The following is a 22,442-nucleotide window of genomic DNA, read 5'->3' as shown; positions in this document are numbered from 1 at the left end:
GTCCCGGCCCGCGCTCGCACAAGCGTCGGGTCGGGAATGCGGCACGGGCCGGGGCCCTCGCCGCCTCCGGGGGTGGGCCCCCGAGGTCTGTGGTGGGGCGTTCGCCCCGGGCGGCCGACGAGCCGCTCGCCGGGGTCACGTCAACCCCAGTTCGGCCTGCAGCACGAACGACGCCGCACCCCGCAGGGCGAGGTCGGTGCCGCTGCCCGCGATGCTCATGGTCAGGCCGTTGCTCACGGCCGACAGCGTGCGCTGCCGCACGGTGTCGCGGGCGGCCCGCAGCAGGGCGCCCTCGACCAGGTCGGCGGGGCCCGACAGCACGACCTCGTCGATGTTGAGCGCACTGATGATGGGGGCGAGCACGAGGCCGAGCGCGCGGCCGGCGTCGTGCAGCACCGCCCCGCGCGACCCCTCGTCGTGCTGCAGGAGGCGCGCCCTCAGCTGCGGGGCGGCCAGCACCTCCTCGAGGCAGCCGCGTCGACCGCACGCGCACACGTCGCCGTTCTCGTCGACCGTCACGTGCCCGATCTCACCGGCCGAGAACTGGTCGCCCTCGACGAGCGAGCCGGCCACGACCAGCCCGACGCCGACACCGTGGTCGATGGTCACGACCATGAGACTCTGCCCGGCCGGGGCCCGCCCGCTCGCGCCCTGACCGGCCGCGCCCTGACCGGCCGCGGTCTGCCCGGCCGCGGTCTGCCCGGCCGCGGTCTGCCCGGCCGCGGTCTGACCGGCCGTCTCGCCGAAGGTGCGGATGCCCACGGCCGCGGCGTTGGAGTCGTTGCCGACGTGGACCGGCAACCCGACATGGTCGGCGAGCCGGGACCGAAGGGGCAGGTCGTACCAGCCGAGGTGGACGGCCGTGCGCACGATGCCGTCGTGGTCGACGATGCCGGGGGTCGCGACCCCGACACCGAGCAGCGGGCGGGTCGTGCGCGAGCGGAGGTCGTCGACGAGCCGCTCGACCAGGGACACGGCGGCCTCACCGACGGCACCCTCGAGCTCGACGCCGGCCCGCTCGACGACTCCGCCCCGCAGGTCGACGACGGCCCCCACGAAACGGTCGGCGCTCGACAGGTCGACCGTGACGATGTGGAAGGCGTCCGACTCGATGCCGACGAGCGTCGCCGGTTTGCCGACCCGGGCGTCGTCGCGGACGCCGAGCTCGCGAGCGATGCCGTCGTCGATCAGTTCGGCGACGAGCGCGGAGACGGTGGGTCGCGTCAGGCCCGAGCGGCGAGCCAGGTCGGCCCGACTCATCGAGCCGTCGCGGTAGAGCGCCTCGAGGACGAGCGAGCGGTTGTGCGCGCGGACGGGCGGTTGCTGCTGCCGGGTGATCGTCGTGGTGGTCACGGGCGCGTCCTCTCGTCTCGGCATCGTCGCCGACCTCGGACCCGGTGAGAGGGCCCGTCGGCAGCGGTGCCGGGTGGCGTCGCCGTGGTGGCGTGCCGTTAGTAAATGGGCCTTACAAACACGTGTCAAGGTGCGTGGCGGCGAGTTTACGCACACGAAACACCGGCGGTCAACACCCGAAACATCGGGCTCCTCCCCTGCGATCCCCTTGCCGAGACCTGGTTCGTAAGCTTTACTAACAAACATGTCCACGCCCGCCACCGTGTCCGTCGCCGCGCCTCACGGCGCCTTCGGCGGTGCGCCGGCGGGACCGTCCGCAGCCGGGTCGACGGAGTGGCCGTGAGGGTCGGCCTCGACATCGGCGGCACCAAGATCGACGCGGTCGTCGTCGACGGGTCCGGAGCCCCCGTCCATCGCCTCCGCCTGCCCACGGGGTTCGGCCCTGATGCCGTGCTGACGAACGCGGCCACGGCGGTCGCCTCGTTGGCGGACCGCTCCGGCGTCGCCGTCGAGACCTTCGAGTCGGTCGGCGTCGGCATCCCCGGCCTCGTCGACAGCACGACGGGTCGCGTGCGGCACGCCGTGAACATCGGCTTCGACGACGTCGCCGTGGGGCCGACGCTGAGCGCCCGGCTCGGGGTCCCGGTCCGGGTCGAGAACGACGTCAACGCGGCCGCGCTCGGCGCGTACCTCGCCATGTCGTTGTCGGGGTCCGTCGGCTACCTCAACCTCGGCACCGGCCTCGCTGCCGGCCTCGTCGTCGACGGCGAACTCTGGCGCGGCTCGCGGGGCGTCTCGGGCGAGATCGGGCACGTCCCCGTCGACCCCGGGGGCGAGCTCTGCCCCTGCGGGCAGCGCGGTTGCCTCGAGACCGTCGCGGCCGGCGCCGCGGTGTCACGCCACTGGCCGACCGAGGGGGCGTACCCGGCCGTGGCGCTGTTCGCGGCGGCCGACGCCGGCGACCCCGAGGCCGTCCGCGTGCGTGCCGACCTCGCGGCGGGGGTGGCGGCCGCGGTGCGCCTCCTCGTCCTGACGACCGACGTGGACTCCGTCGTGATCGGCGGCGGGCTCAGCAACCTGGGCCGCCCTCTGCTCGACGACGTCGCCGGGGTGCTCGACCGGTGGGCGGCGGGGTCGCCGTTCCTCGCCTCGCTCGAGCTCTCGTCGCGCATCGAGTTGCTGCCGCCGGGCTTTCCCGTGGCCGCCGTCGGCGCGGCCACGGTCGGAGCCCGCGGGACGGCCACGGCGACCGCAGCCGCCGTCTGACCGCCCCCACACCGCTGTGCTGCCAGACCGCCGTGCTGCCACACCGCCATGAAATGGTCACAGCACCAGGAGTAAACCTGGCGCTGTGACCATCTCGTGGCGCAGTGCCGACAGGTGCGGCGCTACGCCCGGGCCACCCGCAGCGTCACGATCTCGAACGGGCGCAGCGTCAACTCGACGGCCGAACCCGCGGCCCATCGCCCCGCCCCGGCGGTGCCCGGCTCGAGCTCGCGCTCGATCAGGTCGGTGCGCCACGCCTCGCCGAACCCGCTGTCGGCGTCGACCGTGATCGTGGTCGCCGCCCGCGCACCGCGTGCCTCGTACAGCCGCACGATCAGGTCACCCGAGCGGTCCTCGGCCAGCTTGACCGCCTCGACCAGCACCGCGGCCGACGACGACGTGACGAGCGGGGCCACGGCCGCTCCGGACGACCCGGCGACCCGCCGGACGGGCAGGTTGAGGCGGTAGCCAGCGGTCGCCGCGTCCAGCACGTCGGGCGCGACCCGCACCGACGAGCGCAGGACGTGCCGCCCCTGGTCGGCGTGGGGGTCGGGGAAGGTCGGGGCCCGCAGCAGCGACTGCCGCACGAGCGTCGTCGTGCCGCCGTCGCCGCCCTCGACCGTGTCGCGGGTGCTCCGCGTGATGTCGTGGCCGTAGGTGGCGTCGTTCGCCACGGCGACGCCGAAGCCGGGCTCGGTGACGTGCACCCAGCGGTGCGCGACGGTCTCGAACCGGGCGAAGTCCCACGACGTGTTCTGGTGGGTCGGGCGCTGCACGTGACCGAACTGCACCTCGGAGGCAGCCCGGTCGGCGTGCACGTCGAGGGGGAACGCCAGCTTGAGCAGCTTCTGCCGCTCGTGCCAGTCCACCTCGGTCTGCACGTGCAGTTCGGCCTCGCCGTCGTCGAGCCACCAACGCTGCACGATGGTCGAGTCGCCGACACGACGCGTCACGACGAGCGCCCCGCCGTCGGCGACGACCGACTCGGCCTCGACCAGGTCGGTGCGGACGTTCTTGTAGGCCTGGTCGACGTCCCACGCGTCCCACTGGTTGGGGGTGTCGCGGAAGAGCTGCAGCAACCCGAGCCGCGCGCCCGGGGCGACGAGGTCGCGCCTCGACGTGCCGTCGACGAGCGAGACGACCAGGCCGTCCCCGTCGAACACGGCGCGCACGAGCCCGTTGTCGAGCATCCAACCGCCGTCGGAGGCGACCGGCGTGACCGACCCGACCCCCGCCTCCTGCGCCTGACCCGCTGCCGAGCCGGCCGACGCGTCGACCCCCGCGGCCGGGACAGGACCGGCATTGAAGGTGGTCGTCGCCGACCCCGACCCCGCGAGCGCCCGCTGGGCCGAGCCGATGATCGTGTCGAGCTGCTCGGCGACCCGCGCGTAGTGCCGCTCGGCCTCGTGGTGTACCCAGGCGATCGACGACCCGGGCAGGATGTCGTGGAACTGCTGCAGCAACACGACGTGCCAGATCTCTTCGAGCTCGTCGTACGGGTAGTCGAGCAGGCCGCGTGCGGTCGCCGTGGCGCTCCACAGCTCGGCCTCGCGCAGCAGGTGCTCGCTGCGCCGGTTGCCCTGCTTGGTGCGGGCCTGCGACGTGTACGTCCCGCGGTGGAACTCGAGGTACATCTCGCCCGACCACACGGCCGGGTCCGCGAGCTCTGCCCGTGCCTGCGTGAAGAAGGAGGCGGGGGTGCCGACGGTCACGCGTGGCGAGCCCTCGAGGTCGCCGGCCCGTCGCGCGGCCGCCATCATCTCGCGGGTCGGGCCGCCACCGCCGTCGCCCCAGCCGAACGGGACGATCGAGACGTTCGAGTACCCCTTCTCGGCGTAGCCGCGCTCGGCGTGGGCGAGCTCGGCCGGCGAGAGGTCGGAGTTGTAGGTGTCGACGGGCGGGAAGTGCGTGAACACCCGGCTGCCGTCGATGCCCTCCCATAGGAAGGTGTGGTGCGGCATGCGGTTCGTCTCGTTCCAGGACTCCTTCTGGGTGAAGAACGAGCTGGCGCCGGCCGCGCGGGCGATCTGCGGCATGGCGCCCGTGTAGCCGAACGAGTCGGGCAGCCAGACCTCGTCGGCGTCGACGCCGAACTCGCGGAGGAAGAACCCCTTGCCCGCGACGAACTGACGGGCGAGCGCCTCGCCACCGGGCATGTTGGTGTCGGACTCGACCCACATGCCGCCGACGGGCACGAAGCGGCCCTCGGCGACCTTCTGCTTCACCCGTTCGAACAGCTCGGGGTACCGCTCCTTCAACCAGGCGTACTGCTGCGCGCTCGAGGCGGCGAACACGACGTCGGGGTCGTCGTCCATCAGGGCGACCACGTTCGAGAAGGTGCGCGCGACCTTGCGCTGCGTCTCGCGGACCGGCCAGAGCCAGGCCGAGTCGATGTGGGCGTGGCCGGTCGCGACGACCCGGTGGGCGCTCGCGTTCGCCGGCGCGGCGAGCACGTCGGCGAGCGCGGCCCGACCGGCCGTCGCCGACCCCGCGACGTCGGCGTGGTCGACGACGTCGCACATCCGGTCGAGGGCCCGCAGGATCTCGTGCCGTCGCGGCGAGGTCAGCTCGAGGGTGCGCATCAGCCCGACGAGCGTCCAGACGTCTCGGTCGAGTTCGGCGACGACCTCGTCGCGTTCGGCGAGCACGATGCTGCGCAGGGCGTAGATCGGGGCGTCACCCGCGGTCTCGGGGTCGCCCAGCGGCGTCTCGCCGTGGAAGTCGTCGCCGCCGATGTCCGGGTTCGACGCCGCCTCGACGTAGACGTCGATCGTGCTGCCCGGGGTCACGCCCGCACCGATCGCCGTCAGCGGCACGTAGCCGTTGTACGGCTCGATCGCCTTGACGATGGTGCCGTCGGGTCGCCAGACGAGGCCTTCGGCCTGGAACCCGGGCTGGCGGATGCTGAAGCCCAGGTCGACGACGAGTTCGAGGGCGGTCGCCGCGTCGGTGCCGAAGTCGTCGGGCACCGTCCCCGTGACGTGGAACCACGTGGTGCCCCACGGTCGGCTCCACGGCGAGCCGACGGCGAACGGCTCGTACGTCTGCGAGACGGCCTCGGAGAAGGGGACCGGCTCTCCCGGCGCCTCCCAGGCCGTGATCGTCAGCGGGACGGCCCGACGGTAGACCGCCGGGGTGATGCGGTCGCGGACGAAGCGGTCGATGCGGGCCTCGACGAGGACGGTGTTGTCGTGCATGGGATCAGTCTCCTGACGGGCGCGCCGAGGCGCACGGTGGGGCGGTCGTTCTGTGGATCGAGAGGGCGACGGGGGCACTGGTGAGGAGGCGCGTCACCCCTTCACGGCGCCGGCCAGCGCGTTCGAGCCGCCGAGGGTCCGCGAGACGAGCACGTACAACGCGATGACGGGCACCGAGTAGACGATCGAGAACGCCGCGAGCTGGCCGTAGGCCACCGAGCCGTACTGCCCGAAGAAGTTGAAGATGCTGACCGCTGCGGGCTGCTTGTCGGGGCTGAGCAGCAGCACGAACGGCACGAAGAAGTTCCCCCACGCCTGGATGAACACGAAGATGAACACCACGGCGATGCCCGGCCGCATGAGCGGCACGACGATGCGCGTCAGGGTCGAGAACATCGAGGCCCCGTCGGTCCACGCGGCTTCCTCGAGCGAGATCGGCACCGAGTCCATGAAGTTCTTCGCCATCCAGATCGCCATCGGCAGGCTGGTCGCGGCCAGGAAGAACACCGTGCCGCCGATCGAGTCGATCAGGTTCAGCGAGACGAACAGGCTGTAGACCGGCACCATCATCGCGGTGATGGGCAGGCCGGTGCCGAACAGGATGCCGTAGAGGAACGGCTTGTTGATGCGCATCCGGTAGCGCGAGAGCGGGTACGCCGCGAGGATCGCGACGACGACGGTCACGAGGGCGCAGCCGCCCGACACGATGAGGCTGTTGGCGAGCGGGACGAACGAGATCTCGGGCGTCAGCACGGCGGTGAAGTTGTCGAGCGTGAACTGCGACGGCACCTTCGCCGACAGCGTGGCCGACGGGTCGAACGATGCCAGCAGCAGCCAGGCGAGCGGGACGGCGAAGCAGATCGCGATGACGATCAGCACGGCGTTCGAGACGGCCTTCATGCTGCGGCCGCTGGGTGAGGTCATGGCCATGGTCAGTCGACCTCCGGTTTCAGGGCCCTGATGTAGATGATCGAGAAGACTGCGCCGACGAGCAGCATGATCGTGGCGATGGCCGTGCCGAAGCCCAGCTGCGAGAACTGGAAGGCCTCTTGGTAGGCCAGGATCGGCAGGGTCGTGCTGTTCACGCCGGGCCCGCCGCCCGTCATCACGTAGATCAGGGTGAAGACCGAGAGCGTCTGCAACGTGGTCAGCATGAGGTTGGTCGAGATGCTGCGTCGGATCACCGGCAGCGTGATGTAGACCAGGCGTTGCCAGCCGGTGGCGCCGTCGACCTCCGCCGACTCGGTGATCTCGGGGGGCACCTCCTGCACCGCCGCCGAGTAGACGAGCATCGAGAACGCGGCGCCGCGCCAGATGTTGGCGAGGATCACCGAGAGCATCGGCATCGCGTAGAGCCAGTTGGCGCCCGTGATGCCGAACCACGACAGGACCGTGTTGAGCGTGCCCGCGTCGTTGAAGAATGCGTACGCCGCGAAGGCGGCGACGATCTCGGGCAGCACCCACGCGGCGATCACGAACGTGCCGACGATCGAGCGCACGACCTTGTGGCCGTTCCGCATCAGCAGCGCGAGCCCCAGACCGACGACGTTCTGGCCCACCACGGCCGAGAAGAAGACGAAGGCGAGCGTCAGCAGCACCGACTTCGGGAAGTCCGGGTCGGCGAACAGCTCGGTGTAGTTGCGGAACCCGATGAACTCCGAGCCGCCGGCGGCGTAGCCGGTCAGCGAGGCGTCGGTGAACGAGCCGTAGAAGCTCGAGATGACGGGCCCCAGCAGGAACAGGGCCAGCAGGACGAAGGCCGGGACGAGCGGCAGGGTGCGGGCGCCGGTGCGCAGGGCGCGCGCCTTCGAGGCCCCCGCCCGGCGACCCGGCTTCTCGCCGTGGGGCCCGGGGCCGGGCCCGGAGGCCCCCGGTCGGCCGCTCTCGCGGCCGACCGGGGTGGGGGCGATGGTCGCCATGTGGCTAATCCCCCGCCTTCTGCGTCTGGTCCTCACCGACGATGCCGACCAGTTGGTCGTCGAACGCGGCCGCCGCCTCCTCGGGCGTCTGCTGCCCGGTCATGACGGCCTCCATCGCGACCGTGATCTCGTTCGAGATGCGGCTGTAGTCGGTGGTCGCCGGACGGAAGTGCGTCACCGGCACGATCGACGAGAAGAACTCGAAGGTCGGGTTGCTGCCGACGTACTCGGGGTCCTCCGCGACGTCGCTGCGCACCGCGATCTGGCTGGCGGCGATGTCGTAGCTCTGCGAACCGTCCTTGTCGAGGGCGTCGGCGATGAACTCGAACGCCTTGTCGGGGTTCTTGGTCTTCGAGCCGACGGCCAGCGTCCAGCCGCCCGACATGCTCGTCGCACCCGGCTTCGCGCCGTCCTGGGTGGGCATGGGCGCCTGGCCCATCACGTCGTTCCACTCGGGCCACGGGTTGGTGCCGGTCTCGAGCCAGGTGCCGCTCATCCACGATCCGTCGAGGGCGATCGCGAGCTTGCCCTGCGGGAGCCATTCCCCACCGACGATGGTGGCGATGTTGGTGTCCAGCGCCTCCTCGGGTTTCGGTCCGATGCCGCCCTGGTACACGTCCTGGATGAAGCCGAGCGAGTCGACGAAGCCCTGCGAGTCGGTGAGCCACTTGCCGGTCTCGTCGTCGTAGAGGGTGCCGGTCGGCGTGCCGTAGAGCAGCATCTCGAAGCCCTGCATCGTCGCGCCCTCACCCTGCGGCTTGCCCGAGTAGACGTTCAGCGGGACCACGTCGGGCACCTTCGCCTTGACCGTCTCGGCCGCGTCGAGCACGTCCTGCCAGGTCTTCGGCTCCCACGGCACGGGCAGGCCGGCCTGCGCGAAGAGGTCCTTGTTGTACCAGAGCGCCCGGGTGTCGGTGCCCATCGGGATGCCGTAGGTCTTGCCGTCCTCGCCGACGCCGGCCTCTTTGGCGTTGTCGTAGAACGCGTCCCAGTCCTCCCACGCGTCGGTGTACTCGTCGAGCGGCAGCAGGTAGCCGGCCGCCGCGTCGCTCTTGACCTTGAAGGTGTCCTCGTACATGACGTCGGGCGCGGTGGCCGCCGACCGGTTCATCAGCGCGAGCTTGGTGAAGTAGTCGTCGTTCTGCGCCGCGATGGGCACGAACTCGACCTTCATGCCGGGGTTGGCCGCCTCGAAGGTCTTCGCGGTCTCCTTCATGTGGGCGTCCATCTGGGTGAACGTCCCGAACTTCTGGTACGCGACCTTGATCGTGTCGGAGTCGCCGCTGCCGGCACCCCCCGAGCAACCCGAGGCCAGCAGGGCCGTGGCGACAGCCGCGGCGGCGACGGCCAGTGCGCGCTTGCGCCCCCGGGCCGAGGTGAACGTGCGTGACATGGTGCTCCTTTGCTCCAGTCGCGTCGGCGTCGGGCTGCTCTGCCCGACCGCGATTCGATTACTACATCGTATGGAGTAACTCGTGTCAAGACGCCGGACGGCATCGGTCCGGTAACGGCAGCCGAGCCGAGGAGGCGCGGGTCGGCTTCCGAGGAGGCGTGGGTCGGCCCCGTCAGGCGCGGGTCGGCCCCCGAGGAGGCGCGGGTCGGCCCCGTCAGGCGCGGATCAGCAGGGCGGACGGTCGCGGCGAGAACGTCTGGTCGAGCACCAGGCAGGCGGCTCCGACAGCCGCGACGTCGATGCCGATCGACGACTCGACGAGCCGGATCGGGTGTTTCGGGATGAGCGCCGGGTCGTCGCGGAGCGCGGCCGGCAGCACCGCGAGGACGTGCCGCGACAGCGGCGCCCAGAACGGGCCGCCGAAGACGACCTCGTCGAGGTCGAGCAGGTTGACGATGGTCACGAGGGCCCGCGCGAGGTGCCGGCCCGCGCCGTGCAGCACCCCGAGGGCGCCGGCGTCACCCAGGTCGGCCTTGCCGACCAGGGCGCCGAACGCCTCGTCGATGCGGCGCATGTCGACGTCGTCCCCGCTGCGCGCCGCCTCGGCGAGCGCCTCGTCCGAGACGTCCCCCTCGGCCAGCACGCCCGCGTCGACGGCCTCGCGCACGAGGGCGTGCGGCGTGATCAGTTCGCCCACGCAGCCGATGCGCCCGCAGGTGCAGCGGTGACCGTGGTCGTCGACCATCACGTGCCCCGAGTCCCCCGCGTTCGCACTGGCCCCGCGCAGCACGTCGCCGCCCAGCACGAGTCCGGTGCCGTAACCGGTGCCGTAGTAGACGAAGGCGAAGTCGCTGCGCTCACCCGCGCCTCCGTCGCTGAGCCACAGCTCGGCGACCGCGCAGGCCGTGACGTCCTTCTCGAGCAGCACCGGCAGACCGGTCGCCTCGCTGAGCGCCCGACGCAGCGGCACGTGCCGCCAGAGCGGCATCATCGGCGGATCGAGCACGAGGCCGGGCCCGATGTCGACCGGGCCCGGCGACGCGATGCCGACCCCGAGCAGCAGCTCGCGGTCGACGCCGCTCGTGACGACCAGCCCGTCGATGGCCCGCGCCATCAAGGCCACCACCTCGTCGGGTTCGCTGGCGGACGGGGTCAGCTCGCGTGCGTGGGCGACGACCGTGCCGACGAGGTCGAGCAGCACGAACGTCAACACGGCGGGGTCGACGTGCACGCCGACCGCGAAGCGCCCCCGGGACTCGAGCTGCAGCATGGTGCGCGGCTTGCCGGGGCCGCTGATCACGGTGCCGCTCTCGCGGATGAGACCCGCCTCGATCAGCCGGCGCGAGACGTTCGTCACCGCCTGGGGGCTGAGTCCGGTGCGCCCGGCGATCTCGGTCCGGCTGAGGCCCGCCGCCTCCCGCCGGATGGCGTCGAGCACCACCGACCGGTTGTAGCCGCCGATCGCCGGCAGGTTCGTCCCGCGGTTCATTCTCGTCATCATCCACGACGTCGGGGGTCGCGCGCGCACCGCAGCCCGTCATCCGCCCGGCGGTGGTGCCCGTCGGGACGCCCCGTTACCCTGAACCCATGTCTGGACTGCGCCTCGAAGAACTGTCCGCCGCCACCGTCGTCGCGGCCAACAACCTCACCCTGAAGCCGGGGCAAGAGCAGTTCGTCGCACCCGTCTCGCACTCGATCGCCGAGGCCTACGTCAACCCGACCACCGCCTGGCCCCGCGTCGTCGTGGACGACGACGACACGGTCGTCGGCTTCATCATGGGCAACTTCGACGCCGAGGCCGACGACGAGGCGCTGCGCAGCTGCATCTGGCGCATCAACGTCGAGGCCGACGCCCAGGGCCGGGGCATCGGACGGTTCGCCGTGCACGCCCTCGCCGACGAGGCCCGCAGCCGCGGCTTCGACCGGGTCACCGTCATCTACGAGCCGGGCGACGACGGGCCCGAGGACTTCTTCCACCACATCGGCTTCGAGGTCATCGGCGAGACGCCCTACGGCGAGCACGTCGCGGGGCTGACGCTGGCGTCGTCGCAGGTCTGAGTCGGCACCACGTGAGGCCGAGGTCGTGACGCCGGACGCGTCCACCCCCGGTGATGTCCCCGCGGCCGGTGACGACCCCGCGCCCGGGCTCGACTCCGGGCCCCACCCCGACGACTTCGCCTCGCGGGTGATCGCCGTGGTCGAGTCGATCCCGCCGGGCCAGGTGATGACCTACGGATCGGTCGCGGCTGCCCTCGGGTCGCGGGCCTCCCGCGCCGTCGGCCAGGTGATGGCGTACGCTGGGGCCGACCTGCCCTGGTGGCGCGTGATCCGCGCCTCGGGCCATGCCCCGCGCGACCACGAGCAGCGCGCCCTCGAGCAGTACCGCGTCGAGGGCACGCCTCTGCTGTGGAGCCGGTCGGGTGGCTTCCGTGTCGATCTGGAGCGCGCCTCCCACCGTCCCTGACCGGGTGCTGCCCGGGCCGCGCCGGGCCGGGCCGACGGCTTGTGGCCGGAACGGGCGAGTTCGTCGGAGACGGTCGGCCACGACCGCCCGACTCCCCCGGACTCGCCCGCCGTGACTCGGTGGCCTCAGCGCGTCCGGTCGTACGGGGTCGTCGTCGACACGGCGACCAGGCCCGACCGTTCGAGGATCGGACGCGAGTCGTCGGTCGAGTCGCTGTGAACGAGGGTCTTGCCCTGCGCGAGGGCGGAGCGCGCCCGCGCCGCGGTCAGCGCCCGGTAGATGCCCCGGTGACGATACGCCTCGAGGGTGGCGCCGCCCCAGATGCCGACGAAGTCCGTGCCGGGGACGGGCTCGAGTCGACCACCGCAGACCATCCGGCCGTCGACCTCGGCGACCCAGAGCTCCATGCCGTCGCCGCGGGCAAGTCGCGAGAGCAGCGCGTCGGCCATCCGTGCGTCGACCGCTTCGCCGAACGCCTCGTCGACCATCGCGCTCATCGCCCGCACGTCCGCCTCGGTGGTGACCCGACGGACCGTCACTCCCTCGGGCGCGTCGCCGAGCCCCGCCAACGCCGTGAGCGGCCCGATCATGATCGACTCGGGCTCGCCCGGCTCGAAGCCCGAGGCCACGAGCGCGTCGTGCAACCCGGGCGCCCGATCGTGCCCCCGGGTCTTCCATTCGACCCGGGTGATCTCGGCGTCGGCGTCGAAGTGCTCGACGGCGGCGGCCACGAGCGCGCGCACCGCCTCGGCGTCCGCTCCGCCGAGGTCACGGTAGGTGACGAACCCGCGGCCACCGGCGAAGGTGACGAGCCGCAGCGGACCGTGCCGGGTCACGGCGAGCGCGCTCGGCGTCTCGGCGTCGGTGCGGAGTTGCTCGTCGTAGGCCTGCAGGTAGCTCGTCGCGTCGGTCATCGGGGCCACGCTAGCGGGACCACGTCGGCCGAGCCGCGATCTCACACGAGCGAGTCACGCCAGGCGGCGTGCAGCTGCGCGAAGCGGCCGGTGCCCGCGATCAGGTCGTCGGGGGTGCCGTCCTCGACGATCTTGCCGTGCTCCATGACGAGGACCCGGTCGGCGATCGCGACCGTCGACAGGCGGTGCGCGATGATGACCGCGGTGCGGTCGGCGAGCAGGGTCTGCAACGCCTCCTGCACCATGCGCTCGGACGGGATGTCGAGCGACGCCGTCGCCTCGTCCAGGATCAGCACGCTCGGGTCCGCGATGAACGCCCGGGCGAACGAGAGCAACTGGCGTTGCCCGGCCGACACACGGCCGCCGCGCTTGTTCACGTCGGTGTCGTATCCGTCGGGCAGGGCCTCGATGAACTCGTGCGCCCCGACCGCCTTCGCCGCGCGCACGATCTCGTCACGCGTCGCGTCGGGCTTGCCGAGCGAGATGTTGTCGGCCACCGAACCCGAGAAGAGGTACGCCTCTTGCGTGACCATGACGATCGCCCGGCGGAGGTCTTTCGGGTGCAGGTCGCGCAGGTCGACGCCGTCGAGCGTCACCGCTCCGCGCGTCGGGTCGTAGAAGCGCGAGATGAGCTTCGCCAACGTCGACTTGCCCGCCCCCGTCGACCCGACGAGGGCGATGGTCTGCCCCGCGGGCACGTGGAGGTCGAAGCCGGGCAGGACGACCGTGTCGGCGTTGTAGGCGAACTCGACGTCGTCGAAGTGCACCTGCCCCTTGGCGTCCCACAGGTCGACCGGGCGCGTCGGGTCGGGCACGCTGGGCTGCTCCTCGAGCACGCCCGAGATCTTCTCGAGCGCGGCGGACGCCGACTGGTAGCCGTTGTAGAACATGGCCATCTCTTCGGCCGGGTCGAAGAACCGCTTCGCGTAGAGCGCCACCGCCAGCAGGGCGCCGATCTCGAGCGAGCCGTCGATCACCCGGAAGCCGCCGAACAGCACGACCGCCGCTAGGGTCGCGTTGCCGATGAGCACCAGGCCCGGGTCGAAGGTGCCGAACAGCGTGAACACCTTCGAGTTGGCCTGCCGGTAGTCCTCGACGTGACCGGCGTACTCCTTCTCGTTGCGCGCCTCCTTGCGGAAGGCCTGCACCGCGCGCATGCCCGTCATCGTCTCGACGAAGTGCACGATGACGCGGGCGCTCGTGACGCGGGTGGCCCGGAACAGCTTCTGCGAACGCACCTGGAACCACCGGGTCAACGCCACGAGCGGCACGAGGGCCACGGCGAGGACGAGGCCGCTCTGCGGGTCGAGCGCGACCAGGGCGACGGCGGTGAAGACCATGTACAGCAGGCCCGACACGAGCTGGTTGATGCCCGAGTCGAGCAGCTCGCGGATCGAGTCCAGGTCGCTCGTCTGGCGCGAGATGATCCGGCCCGACGTGTACGTCTCGTGGAACTCGAGGCTGAGCCGCTGCGTGTGCAGGAACAGCCGCTTGCGCAGGTCGAACAGGATCGCTTGGCTGATGCGCGCCGACAGCACCGTGTACTGCGCCATCAGCACCGCACCGATCACGCCGGTCACCAGGTAGGCGACCACGACGAGGATCGCCGGTGCCCAGTCCTGGTCGTCCATCAGGGCCGGCAGGGCGGTGTCGATGCCGATCGCGATCAGGGCCGGCCCCGCGACCTGCGAGGCCGTGCTGATCACGACGACGACACCCATCAGGGCGAGACGCCACCGCAGCGGGTGCACGAGCGAGCCGAGGAGGCGCAGCGAACGACGGCGCAGCCTCTTGCTCTCGTCCTTGGTGAAGTTCTCGCGCTCCTCGCCGCGGACGCCCTGCGTCGTCGAGCCCTGCTCGGCGCGCTTCTCGGCGGGGGTTCGTCCGTCGAGCGCCTCGCGCTCGACGGGGCCGTCGGCGACTGCCGGACGGTCGGGACGGTCGTCCTCGAGTGTCGTGTCGGTCATGCGAGCACCTCCTCTCGGCTGGTGGTGGAGTCGTCGTCGAGCGACGAGATGACGTAGCGGTAGTGCTCGTTGCTCGCGATGAGGTCGGAGTGCCGCCCCACCGCGGTGACCGTGCCGTTCTCGAGCAGCGCGACCCGGTCGGCCAGGGTGACCGTCGACGGTCGGTGGGCGACGATCAGGGACGTCGTCGACGCGAGCACGCGTCGCAGACCGGCCTCGACCCGCGCCTCGGTGTCGACGTCGAGGGCCGACAACGGGTCGTCGAGCACCAGCACGGCCGGGCGCGCGGCGATGGCGCGTGCCAGCGCGAGGCGCTGACGCTGGCCGCCGGACAGGCTGAGGCCCTCTTCACCCACGCGGGTGTCGACGCCCTCGGGCAGCCGCTCGACGAAGTCGGCCTGGGCGATCTCGAGGGCCTCGCGCATCACCCGGTCGGCCTCGTCGGGGTCGTCGGCGAGGTCGGGGCGGCCGAGCAGCACGTTGTCACGCACGGACGCGCTGAACAGCGTCGCGTCCTCGAACGCCATGCCGATGTGACGGCGGAGCTCTTCGCGGCTGAGGTCACGGACGTCGACGCCGTCGATCAGGACCTGCCCACCGGTCACGTCGTAGAGCCGCGACACGAGAGACAGGAGCGTGGTCTTGCCCGAGCCGGTGAGGCCGACCAGGGCCATCGTCTCGCCGGGCTCGACGACCAGGTCGACCCCGTTGACGAGGTCGGAGAACTGGGCCGGCGAGTCCTGGTAGCGGAAGTGCGTTCCCTTGAACTCGAGACGACCGTGGGGCTCGGCGATCGTCGACGGGTTCTCGGGGTCGGTCACCGTGTTCTCGCTGTCCATCACCTCGAAGTAGCGGTCGACGGCCGTGCGGGTGTCGAAGGTCATCGACAGCAGGAAGCCGATCGACTCGACCGGCCAACGCAGCACGGTCGCGGTCGCGAAGAAGGCGAACAGCTGACCGACGGTCAGCTGACCGTCGGCGGCGAGCCAGACGCCGCCCAGCAGACACAGCGCGAAGGCCACGTCGGGGACGAGCAGCAGCCAGAGCCACAGCTTCGAGATGGCCTTGGCTTTCTCGATCTCGGTCCCGCGGAGGTCTTCGGCCTGCTTGGCGAACTCGCGCAACGAGTGCTTGCCACGACCGAAGGCCTTGAGGACCCGGATGCCGTGCACGCTCTCCTCCACGCTGGTCGCCAGGTCGCCGACCTGGTCCTGGGACCGACGGGCGACGATCGAGTACCGCTTCTCGAAGGCGAAACTGACGAAGAACACGGGCAGCGACGCGACGAGGAAGACGAGGCCGAGCACCCAGCTGTACCAGAACAGCACGACGAATCCGACGACGATGGTGAGCACGTTGACCACGAGCAGCACGACGCCGAACGCGAGCCAGCGACGGATGAGGCTCAGGTCGCTGACCGACCGGCTGAGCAGCTGACCGCTCTGCCACCGGTCGTGGAACGCCACCGGCAGGTCTTGGAGCTTGGCGTACAGGGCGTTGCGCATGGTCGCCTCGACGTGCGTGCTCGGTGTGAGCACCAGCCGGCGGCGAGCACCGATCATGATCGCCTCGGCGACGCCGAGACCCAGCACGACGGCGAAGGCGGGCCACACCTGCGACCGGTCGCCACTCGACAGGGGGCCGTCGACGAGCAGCTGCAGGACGAGGGGGATCAGCAGGGCGACGACGGCGGCGAGCAGGGCCGCGACCATGCCCAGCACGATGCGGGGCAGGGCCGGCTTGACGTAGGGGTACAGCCGGGTGAGCGACTGCACCGTCGAGGGACGCTTCGCGGTGTCGGGCGGACGGGCGGACGAGGACTTCTGAGACATGGGTGATCCAAGTGTCGTGATCTGGCACAGGCGACAACGCAGAGCGGTGACCCGTTGTGGAGAAAGGTGGTGCGGCGACCGTCCGGGAGGACGCATGGTCGCGCGGTCGCGCCCGGGACGTCGCCGGGCGGAGGTGTCGAAGTGGTGCCGGTGGGCGGCGGGCCGTCTCGTCTAGCTGATCGGCGCCGGGCTCGGAGACGCCGAGGAGGCGCGACCCACGCGAGCACCGTCGGTGGCCGTGCCCACCGTGGTCAGTGTCGTCGTCGTCATCATGTCCTCCTGAGTGTCGTCGTCCGTCCGTGCGGTCGTGTCCGACCGGCTGTGAGCAGCCTTACAGGATATGCGTGCCGTCGACTCCGCCGCAAGACGGAATCGTTCGGAATCATGGACGACGCGACCCGCGCCTCCGGGACCTCGTCGACGACGACCTAGTGGAAGAAGTGGCGCTCGCCCGTGAAGTACATGGTCACGCCGGCGGCCTTCGCCGCGGCGACGACCTCGTCGTCGCGGATCGACCCGCCGGGCTGCACCACCGCGGCCACGCCGGCGTCGAGCAGCACCTGCAGGCCGTCGGCGAACGGGAAGAACGCGTCGGACGCGGCGACCGACCCGGTGGCGCGGGCACCGGCGCGGTCGACGGCCAGGTGGCACGAGTCGACGCGGTTGACCTGGCCCATGCCGACACCGACCGAGGCTCCGCCCGAGGCGAGCAGGATGGCGTTCGACTTGACGGCGCGCGAGGCCTTCCAGGCGAACTCGAGGTCGGCCCGCGTCGCGGCGTCGGCCTCGTCGCCGGCGACGAGCGTCCAGCCGTCGGACGTGAACCCGTCGAACCGGTCGGCGTCCTGGACCAGCAGGCCGCCCGAGATCTGCTTGACCTCGCGGACGTCGCGGGTGAAGTCGGAAGGCAGGGTCAGCAGGCGGATGTTCTTCTTCGCGCTGAGGATCTCGACGGCCTCGGGGTCGAACGCGGGGGCGATGACGACCTCGGTGAAGATGTCCGCGACGGTCTCGGCCATGGCGCGGGTCACCGGGCGGTTGGCCGCGATGACGCCGCCGAAGGCGGAGACGGGGTCGCAGGCGTGCGCCCGCTGGTGCGCGTCTGCGATGGCGTCGACGGCGTCGGGCGAGGCGACGGCGATGCCGCACGGGTTCGCGTGCTTGATGATCGCGACGGCGGGCTCGTCGAAGTCGTACGCGGCACGCAGGGCCGCGTCCGCGTCGACGTAGTTGTTGTACGACATCTCTTTGCCGTGCAGCTGCGTCGCCTGCGCGATGCCGTGCGCCCCGGGCGTCGCGTAGATCGCGGCGGCCTGGTGGGAGTTCTCACCGTAGCGGAGGGTGTGCTGCAAGTCGGCCGAGACGGTGGCCGTGGGCTCGAAGCCGGCCCGCGCCTCCTGCTCGTCGACGACGAACGAGGAGGCGCGGGTCGCCGCGGCGGACGCGTCGGCCTCGGCGCGCACACCCACGTGTGCGGCGAAGTACGCCGCGACTGCCGTGTCGTACGCCGCCGTGTGGGCGAAGGCCTCGCCGGCCAGGCGCTGACGTTGGGCCAGGGTCGTGCCACCGAGCGTGAGCGCCTTCGCGACCTGCGGGTAGTTCGTCGGCGAGACCACGATGGCGACGTTGGCGTGGTTCTTCGCGGCGGCCCGCACCATGGCGGGCCCGCCGATGTCGACGTTCTCGATGACGGTCGGCACGTCGGCACCCGATGCGACGGTCTCGACGAACGGGTAGAGGTTGACGACGACGAGCTCGAACGCGGCGATGTCGAGCTCGGCCAGCTGCGCCTCGTGCGACTCGAGCCGCAGGTCGGCGAGGATGCCGGCGTGCACGGCGGGGTGCAGGGTCTTCACGCGGCCGTCGAGCGACTCGGGGAAGCCGGTGACGCTGCTGACGTCGGTGACGGCGTGGCCGGCGTCGCGGATGGTCTGGGCGGTCGAGCCGGTCGACACGATCTCGACGCCGGAGGCCGACAGGGCGGCGGCCAGGTCGAGCAGGCCCGTCTTGTCGCTGACGCTGATCAGCGCCCGTCGCACGGGCACGGCGTCACGGTCGCGGTAGAGGCTGGGGTCGATGGCGTGGCCGCTCATGCGGTGGGCTCCTGTTCGAGGGTGGTCGTTCCGTTGGCGATGTCGAGCACGGTCTGGACGAGCAGTTCGCGCTCGACGACCTTGATGCGGTCGTGCAGCGACGACTCGTCGTCGCCGGGCAGCACCGGGATGCGGCGTTGCGCGAGGATCGGGCCGCTGTCGACGCCCTCGTCGACGACGATCACGCTGGCGCCGGTCTGGTCGACCCCGGCCGCGAGGGCGTCGCGGACGCCGTGCGCCCCGGGGAACTCGGGCAGGTAGGCGGGGTGCGTGTTGATCAGGTTCGGGGCGAGGGCGGCGACGACCCGCGGCGGCACGAGCCGCATGAACCCGCTGAGCACCACGAGGTCGGGCTGCCACTGCTCGATCCGGGCCAGCAGCTCGTCACCCCAGGCGGCACGGTCGGCGAAGTTCGAGAAGGCGACCGAGAAGGTCGGCACCCCGAAGTGCTCGGCGTGCTCGAAGCCGTCGGCCTCGCGGTCGGCACCGACGGCGACCACCCGGGCCGGGTACTCGGCGTCGCTCGCGGCCTCGAGCAGCGCCCGGAGGTTCGAGCCGCCACCGGAGATGAGCACCACGAGCTTCAGCACCCGGCAAGCCTAGCGGGCCGGGCGCGCGCGCCGGGGGCGGTGGGGGGCGGCCCGTCGGACGACGGCGTCAGCGCGTGATGCCCTCGATGCGCTCGGTGTCGTCGCCGTCGCGCCGCAGGGTGGTCACGGGCACAGGGCCCGTCGGCGCGGTGTCGTCGACGACCGGGTCGTCGTGCCGCTTCGCATCGGAGCCGTCCCTGGTCGTCACGGCCCGATCACCCGCGAACCTCGGCGGGCTCACGACCATCGCCAGCACGCCGGCGACGGCGAACTCGAGCGCCGCGAACCCGCCGACCAGCAGCGGGTCGGGTCCGACGTCGGTCAGGCGTCCGGGCCCGGCCGAGCCCGAGGCCGCCCAGGCGAGCAGGCCGAACAGCACTCCCCCGACGAGCCCGCCGACGACCGCGACGACGAGGCGACGGACCAGGTCGTCGACCCCGTGCCCGGCGAGCATGCGCTGCAGCCGCGGCCTCAGCAACGTCGCGCAGACGTACGCGGCGACGACCGGGACCAGCAGCCCGACGAAGCCGAACGTCAGGTCTGCCGTGGGCAGGGCGCCGAGGAAGGGGATCGCGGGCATCGGGCCGACGGCGGTGCCCAGGGGCGAGATCGACGACCCGGTGCCGATGGCGAAGCCGGGGCCGACCAGCCACGACGCCGCCCAGACGACGACGTCGGGCAGCAGGGCGAGCTGCCCGATCGTCAGCGCGAGCCCGCCGAGGAACCCGCCGTGCGCGCCTTCGTACAGGGTGATGATCTCGGCGTAGTTCGCCACGATCAGCACCGAGACGATCACGGACGACGCGGCGAGCACGGTCGACGCGGCCACGGCGCCGAGACGCAACCCGGCGGCCGCGATGCCGGTCACCTGCCCGGGCAGTCGTGACAGCAGACCGATGACGGCACCGGTGACCGGGTCGGCGGACTCGCCCCGACGACGACGCGTCACCTCGGCCATGGCCACGACGGGCACGGCGTAGACGAGCGCGGGCAGCAGCGTGCCCTGCCACAACGACGGGCGTGCGAGCTCGTGCTGCGCGGAGGCCGCCAGGGCGAGGGACAACAGGGCGAAGGTGCCGATGGTGACGAGCACGCCGGTCACACGGTGGGCCGTCTCGGCGGCGGCGCGGCCGGCACGGATGCCCATGAGCACCGTGAGGAGGGCGAAGCCGAGCGCGGCGATCGAGACGACGATGGGGGCGTACGCTCCGGGGATGCCGGTCGCCGCGGCCGCGTCCGCGCTGAGCTGGACGGTCAGGTCGGCGCCGTGCCCGACGAGCCACGAGTCGACGGCTGCGCGCCAGAAGACGACCCAGTCGATCTGCAGGCCGTACTGGAACGCCCAGAGCGAGGTCAGCACGACGAGGGGGATGCCGACGCCGATGGCCACGACGAGCAGGGCTTCGAGCGCGGAGAAGAGAGCGGTGACTGGGCGGTTCATCGCGAGCGACTGTACCGGTGCCGACCGGGGCCGGCCTGCTGCCCCGCCGCCCGCGACGACGACGCCGCTCGGCACCGGCACCGCTCCCCCGCACGCACGCAGGGACGCGCGCACGACGACGGGCGTGTCCGTCGTGACCGGGCGTCCGAGGACGACCGGCCGTGACGAACACGCCCGTCGAGGAGGCGCGGGTCAGCTCCTACAGGGAGGCGTAGACCTCGCGGAGCAGCGCCGCGGTCTCGCTCGGCGTCTTGCCGACCTTGACGCCGGCGGCCTCGAGCGCCTCTTTCTTGGCCTGCGCGGTGCCGGCCGAGCCGGACACGATCGCTCCGGCGTGGCCCATCGTCTTGCCCTCGGGGGCGGTGAAGCCCGCGACGTAGCCGACGACGGGCTTGGTGACGTGTGCCTTGATGTAGTCGGCGGCACGCTCTTCGGCGTCGCCGCCGATCTCGCCGATCATGACGATCGCCTTGGTGTCGGGGTCGGCCTCGAACGCCTCGAGGGCGTCGATGTGGGTCGTGCCGATGACCGGGTCGCCGCCGATGCCGATGGCGGTCGAGAAGCCGAGGTCGCGCAGCTCGAACATCATCTGGTACGTCAGGGTGCCCGACTTCGAGACGAGCCCGATGGGGCCCGAGCCCGAGATCGAGGCGGGCGTGATGCCGACCAGCGACTCGCCGGGCGTGATGATGCCGGGGCAGTTCGGGCCGATGATGCGGGTCGTTCCGCCCTTGGCCTTGGCGAGCGCCCAGAACTCGGCGCTGTCCTGCACCGGGATGCCCTCGGTGATGACGACGACGAGCGGCACCTCGGCCTCGATGGCCTCGACGACGGCGTCCTTGGCGAACGCCGGCGGCACGAAGACGATCGAGACGTCCGCGCCGGTCTCGGCGACGGCCTCGGTCACGGTGCCGAAGACGGGCAGCTCGACGTCACCGTGGGTGACGGTCGTGCCGGCCTTGCGGGCGTTGACGCCACCCACGACCTGCGTGCCGGCCTTGAGCATGAGGGCCGTGTGCTTGGTGCCCTCGCCGCCGGTGATGCCCTGGACGATGACCTTGCTGTCCTTGTTGAGGAAGATCGACATTGTTCTGTGCAGTCCTTACTTCGAAGCCAGCTCGGCGGCCTTGTCGGCAGCCTCGTCCATGGTCGCGACGACGGTGACCAGCGGGTGCGCCGCCTCCGCCAGGATGCGTCGACCCTCGTCGACGTTGTTGCCGTCGAGGCGCACGACGAGCGGCTTGGTGGCCGCGTCGCCGAGGATGCCGAGCGCGGCGACGATGCCGTTGGCGACGGCGTCGCAGGCGGTGATGCCGCCGAAGACGTTGACGAAGACGCTCTTGACCTGGGCGTCGCCCAGGATCACGTCGAGCCCCGCCGCCATGACCTCGGCGCTCGCTCCGCCGCCGATGTCGAGGAAGTTGGCGGGCTTCACGCCGCCGTGCGCCTCGCCGGCGTAGGCGACGACGTCGAGCGTCGACATGACGAGCCCTGCACCGTTGCCGATGATGCCGACCTCGCCGTCGAGCTTCACGTAGTTGAGGCCGGCGGCCTTGGCCTTCGCCTCGAGCGGGTCCGCCGCGTCGGCGTCCTCGAGTTCGGCGTGACCGGGGTGACGGAACTCGGCGTTCTCGTCGATCGAGACCTTGCCGTCGAGGGCGACGATGTCGCCCTGCTCGGTGAGCACGAGCGGGTTGACCTCGACGAGCGTCGCGTCCTCGCCCTCGTAGACGGCGTAGAGCTTCACCAGCACGGGGGCGACCTTGTCGATCAGCTCGTCGGGGAACCCGCCGGCCTTCGCGATCTCGGTGGCCTTCGCCAGGTCGATGCCCGCGCGGGGGTCGACCTCGATGCGGGCGAGCGCGTCGGGCTTCTCCACGGCGAGCTGCTCGATCTCCATGCCGCCCTCGACGCTGCAGAGCGAGAGGTACGAGCGGTTGGCGCGGTCGAGCAGCACCGAGAAGTAGAACTCGCGGGCGATCTGGGCGCCGCCCGCGATCATCACGCGCTTGA

The 22,442-nt window shown here is 71.6% G+C and carries 17 protein-coding genes; 3 read left to right on the top strand and 14 right to left on the bottom strand.

What is annotated here, in order from left to right; all coding sequences use genetic code 11:
* Nucleotides 1–135: 135 nt before the first annotated feature.
* Nucleotides 136–1,353, bottom strand: coding sequence for an ROK family transcriptional regulator (locus ASE87_RS11700; RefSeq protein WP_056228655.1), 1,218 nt, complete (start codon nucleotides 1,351–1,353; stop codon nucleotides 136–138).
* A 339-nt stretch (nucleotides 1,354–1,692) separates the two neighbouring features.
* Between ASE87_RS11700 and ASE87_RS11695 the strand changes: the two genes are divergently transcribed.
* Nucleotides 1,693–2,619, top strand: a complete 927-nt coding sequence (locus tag ASE87_RS11695) for an ROK family protein (protein ID WP_056229561.1) — start codon at nucleotides 1,693–1,695, stop codon at nucleotides 2,617–2,619.
* Nucleotides 2,620–2,741: 122 nt separating this feature from the next.
* On the opposite strand, the gene ASE87_RS11690 is transcribed toward ASE87_RS11695, so the two are convergent.
* The 5 genes from ASE87_RS11690 to ASE87_RS11670 all read right to left on the bottom strand — a co-directional run bounded on the left by ASE87_RS11690 (nucleotide 2,742) and on the right by ASE87_RS11670 (nucleotide 10,617).
* On the bottom strand, nucleotides 2,742–5,816 hold the full coding sequence (locus tag ASE87_RS11690; RefSeq protein ID WP_056228652.1) for a glycoside hydrolase family 38 C-terminal domain-containing protein: 3,075 nt from the start codon (nucleotides 5,814–5,816) through the stop codon (nucleotides 2,742–2,744).
* Between the two features lie 93 nt (nucleotides 5,817–5,909).
* On the bottom strand, nucleotides 5,910–6,746 hold the full coding sequence (locus ASE87_RS11685) for a carbohydrate ABC transporter permease (protein WP_043594260.1): 837 nt from the start codon (nucleotides 6,744–6,746) through the stop codon (nucleotides 5,910–5,912).
* A 2-nt stretch (nucleotides 6,747–6,748) separates the two neighbouring features.
* Nucleotides 6,749–7,735, bottom strand: a complete 987-nt coding sequence (locus tag ASE87_RS11680) for a carbohydrate ABC transporter permease (RefSeq protein ID WP_043594261.1) — start codon at nucleotides 7,733–7,735, stop codon at nucleotides 6,749–6,751.
* A 4-nt stretch (nucleotides 7,736–7,739) separates the two neighbouring features.
* Nucleotides 7,740–9,128 carry an extracellular solute-binding protein gene (locus tag ASE87_RS11675; protein ID WP_056228650.1) on the bottom strand — a complete coding sequence of 463 codons (1,389 nt, stop codon included), beginning with the start codon at nucleotides 9,126–9,128 and terminating at the stop codon, nucleotides 7,740–7,742.
* Nucleotides 9,129–9,342: 214 nt separating this feature from the next.
* Nucleotides 9,343–10,617 (bottom strand): ROK family transcriptional regulator, encoded by a 1,275-nt coding sequence (locus ASE87_RS11670; RefSeq protein ID WP_056228648.1) that lies wholly within the window; start codon nucleotides 10,615–10,617, stop codon nucleotides 9,343–9,345.
* 98 nt (nucleotides 10,618–10,715) lie between these two features.
* On the opposite strand from ASE87_RS11670, the gene ASE87_RS11665 reads away from it, so the two are divergent.
* Together ASE87_RS11665 and ASE87_RS11660 are read left to right on the top strand one after the other, a co-directional pair.
* Entirely contained in the window at nucleotides 10,716–11,186 is a 471-nt protein-coding gene (locus ASE87_RS11665) for an N-acetyltransferase (protein ID WP_043594266.1), read from the top strand.
* Between the two features lie 25 nt (nucleotides 11,187–11,211).
* Nucleotides 11,212–11,592 carry an MGMT family protein gene (locus ASE87_RS11660; RefSeq protein WP_082059889.1) on the top strand — a complete coding sequence of 127 codons (381 nt, stop codon included), beginning with the start codon at nucleotides 11,212–11,214 and terminating at the stop codon, nucleotides 11,590–11,592.
* 125 nt (nucleotides 11,593–11,717) lie between these two features.
* On the opposite strand, the gene ASE87_RS11655 is transcribed toward ASE87_RS11660, so the two are convergent.
* The 8 genes from ASE87_RS11655 to sucC form a co-directional block, all read right to left on the bottom strand.
* Nucleotides 11,718–12,506 (bottom strand): GNAT family N-acetyltransferase, encoded by a 789-nt coding sequence (locus ASE87_RS11655; RefSeq protein WP_056228645.1) that lies wholly within the window; start codon nucleotides 12,504–12,506, stop codon nucleotides 11,718–11,720.
* A 41-nt stretch (nucleotides 12,507–12,547) separates the two neighbouring features.
* Nucleotides 12,548–14,473: an ABC transporter ATP-binding protein gene (locus ASE87_RS11650; protein ID WP_082452572.1), complete on the bottom strand. Its 1,926-nt coding sequence runs from the start codon at nucleotides 14,471–14,473 to the stop codon at nucleotides 12,548–12,550.
* Nucleotides 14,470–16,305: an ABC transporter ATP-binding protein gene (locus ASE87_RS11645; RefSeq protein WP_056228642.1), complete on the bottom strand. Its 1,836-nt coding sequence runs from the start codon at nucleotides 16,303–16,305 to the stop codon at nucleotides 14,470–14,472. The genes ASE87_RS11650 and ASE87_RS11645 overlap by 4 nt, the downstream gene beginning before the upstream one ends.
* 428 nt (nucleotides 16,306–16,733) lie before the next feature.
* Nucleotides 16,734–18,398: a bifunctional phosphoribosylaminoimidazolecarboxamide formyltransferase/IMP cyclohydrolase gene (purH, locus tag ASE87_RS11640; RefSeq protein ID WP_056228639.1), complete on the bottom strand. Its 1,665-nt coding sequence runs from the start codon at nucleotides 18,396–18,398 to the stop codon at nucleotides 16,734–16,736.
* Nucleotides 18,395–18,988, bottom strand: coding sequence for a phosphoribosylglycinamide formyltransferase (gene purN / locus ASE87_RS11635; RefSeq protein WP_043594273.1), 594 nt, complete (start codon nucleotides 18,986–18,988; stop codon nucleotides 18,395–18,397). Before purN ends, purH begins: the two co-directional genes overlap by 4 nt.
* A gap of 67 nt (nucleotides 18,989–19,055) precedes the next feature.
* Nucleotides 19,056–20,429, bottom strand: a complete 1,374-nt coding sequence (locus ASE87_RS11630; RefSeq protein ID WP_235472289.1) for a DUF6350 family protein — start codon at nucleotides 20,427–20,429, stop codon at nucleotides 19,056–19,058.
* A 199-nt stretch (nucleotides 20,430–20,628) separates the two neighbouring features.
* Nucleotides 20,629–21,516 (bottom strand): succinate--CoA ligase subunit alpha, encoded by an 888-nt coding sequence (gene sucD, locus ASE87_RS11625; protein ID WP_043594275.1) that lies wholly within the window; start codon nucleotides 21,514–21,516, stop codon nucleotides 20,629–20,631.
* Between the two features lie 15 nt (nucleotides 21,517–21,531).
* Nucleotides 21,532–22,442 (bottom strand): ADP-forming succinate--CoA ligase subunit beta (gene sucC / locus ASE87_RS11620; protein WP_235472288.1); only part of this gene is annotated, 911 nt, incomplete at its 5' end.

Source organism: Frigoribacterium sp. Leaf44, from assembly GCF_001421865.1.
Classification (GTDB): domain Bacteria; phylum Actinomycetota; class Actinomycetes; order Actinomycetales; family Microbacteriaceae; genus Frigoribacterium.
Note: the sequence above shows the minus strand (reverse complement) of the source record. Positions and strands in the feature narration are given on the sequence as shown.

What these genes read in the sequence shown, in the direction of transcription:
- ASE87_RS11690 (WP_056228652.1), bottom strand. Translation starts at nt 5,816, where the DNA reads ATGCACGACAACACCGTCCTCGTCGAGGCCCGCATCGACCGCTTCGTC.
- ASE87_RS11685 (WP_043594260.1), bottom strand. Translation starts at nt 6,746, where the DNA reads ATGGCCATGACCTCACCCAGCGGCCGCAGCATGAAGGCCGTCTCGAAC.
- ASE87_RS11680 (WP_043594261.1), bottom strand. Translation starts at nt 7,735, where the DNA reads ATGGCGACCATCGCCCCCACCCCGGTCGGCCGCGAGAGCGGCCGACCG.
- ASE87_RS11675 (WP_056228650.1), bottom strand. Translation starts at nt 9,128, where the DNA reads ATGTCACGCACGTTCACCTCGGCCCGGGGGCGCAAGCGCGCACTGGCC.
- ASE87_RS11670 (WP_056228648.1), bottom strand. Translation starts at nt 10,617, where the DNA reads ATGAACCGCGGGACGAACCTGCCGGCGATCGGCGGCTACAACCGGTCG.
- ASE87_RS11665 (WP_043594266.1), top strand. Translation starts at nt 10,716, where the DNA reads ATGTCTGGACTGCGCCTCGAAGAACTGTCCGCCGCCACCGTCGTCGCG.
- ASE87_RS11655 (WP_056228645.1), bottom strand. Translation starts at nt 12,506, where the DNA reads ATGACCGACGCGACGAGCTACCTGCAGGCCTACGACGAGCAACTCCGC.
- ASE87_RS11650 (WP_082452572.1), bottom strand. Translation starts at nt 14,473, where the DNA reads ATGACCGACACGACACTCGAGGACGACCGTCCCGACCGTCCGGCAGTC.
- ASE87_RS11645 (WP_056228642.1), bottom strand. Translation starts at nt 16,305, where the DNA reads ATGTCTCAGAAGTCCTCGTCCGCCCGTCCGCCCGACACCGCGAAGCGT.
- purH (WP_056228639.1), bottom strand. Translation starts at nt 18,398, where the DNA reads ATGAGCGGCCACGCCATCGACCCCAGCCTCTACCGCGACCGTGACGCC.
- ASE87_RS11630 (WP_235472289.1), bottom strand. Translation starts at nt 20,429, where the DNA reads ATGAACCGCCCAGTCACCGCTCTCTTCTCCGCGCTCGAAGCCCTGCTC.
- sucD (WP_043594275.1), bottom strand. Translation starts at nt 21,516, where the DNA reads ATGTCGATCTTCCTCAACAAGGACAGCAAGGTCATCGTCCAGGGCATC.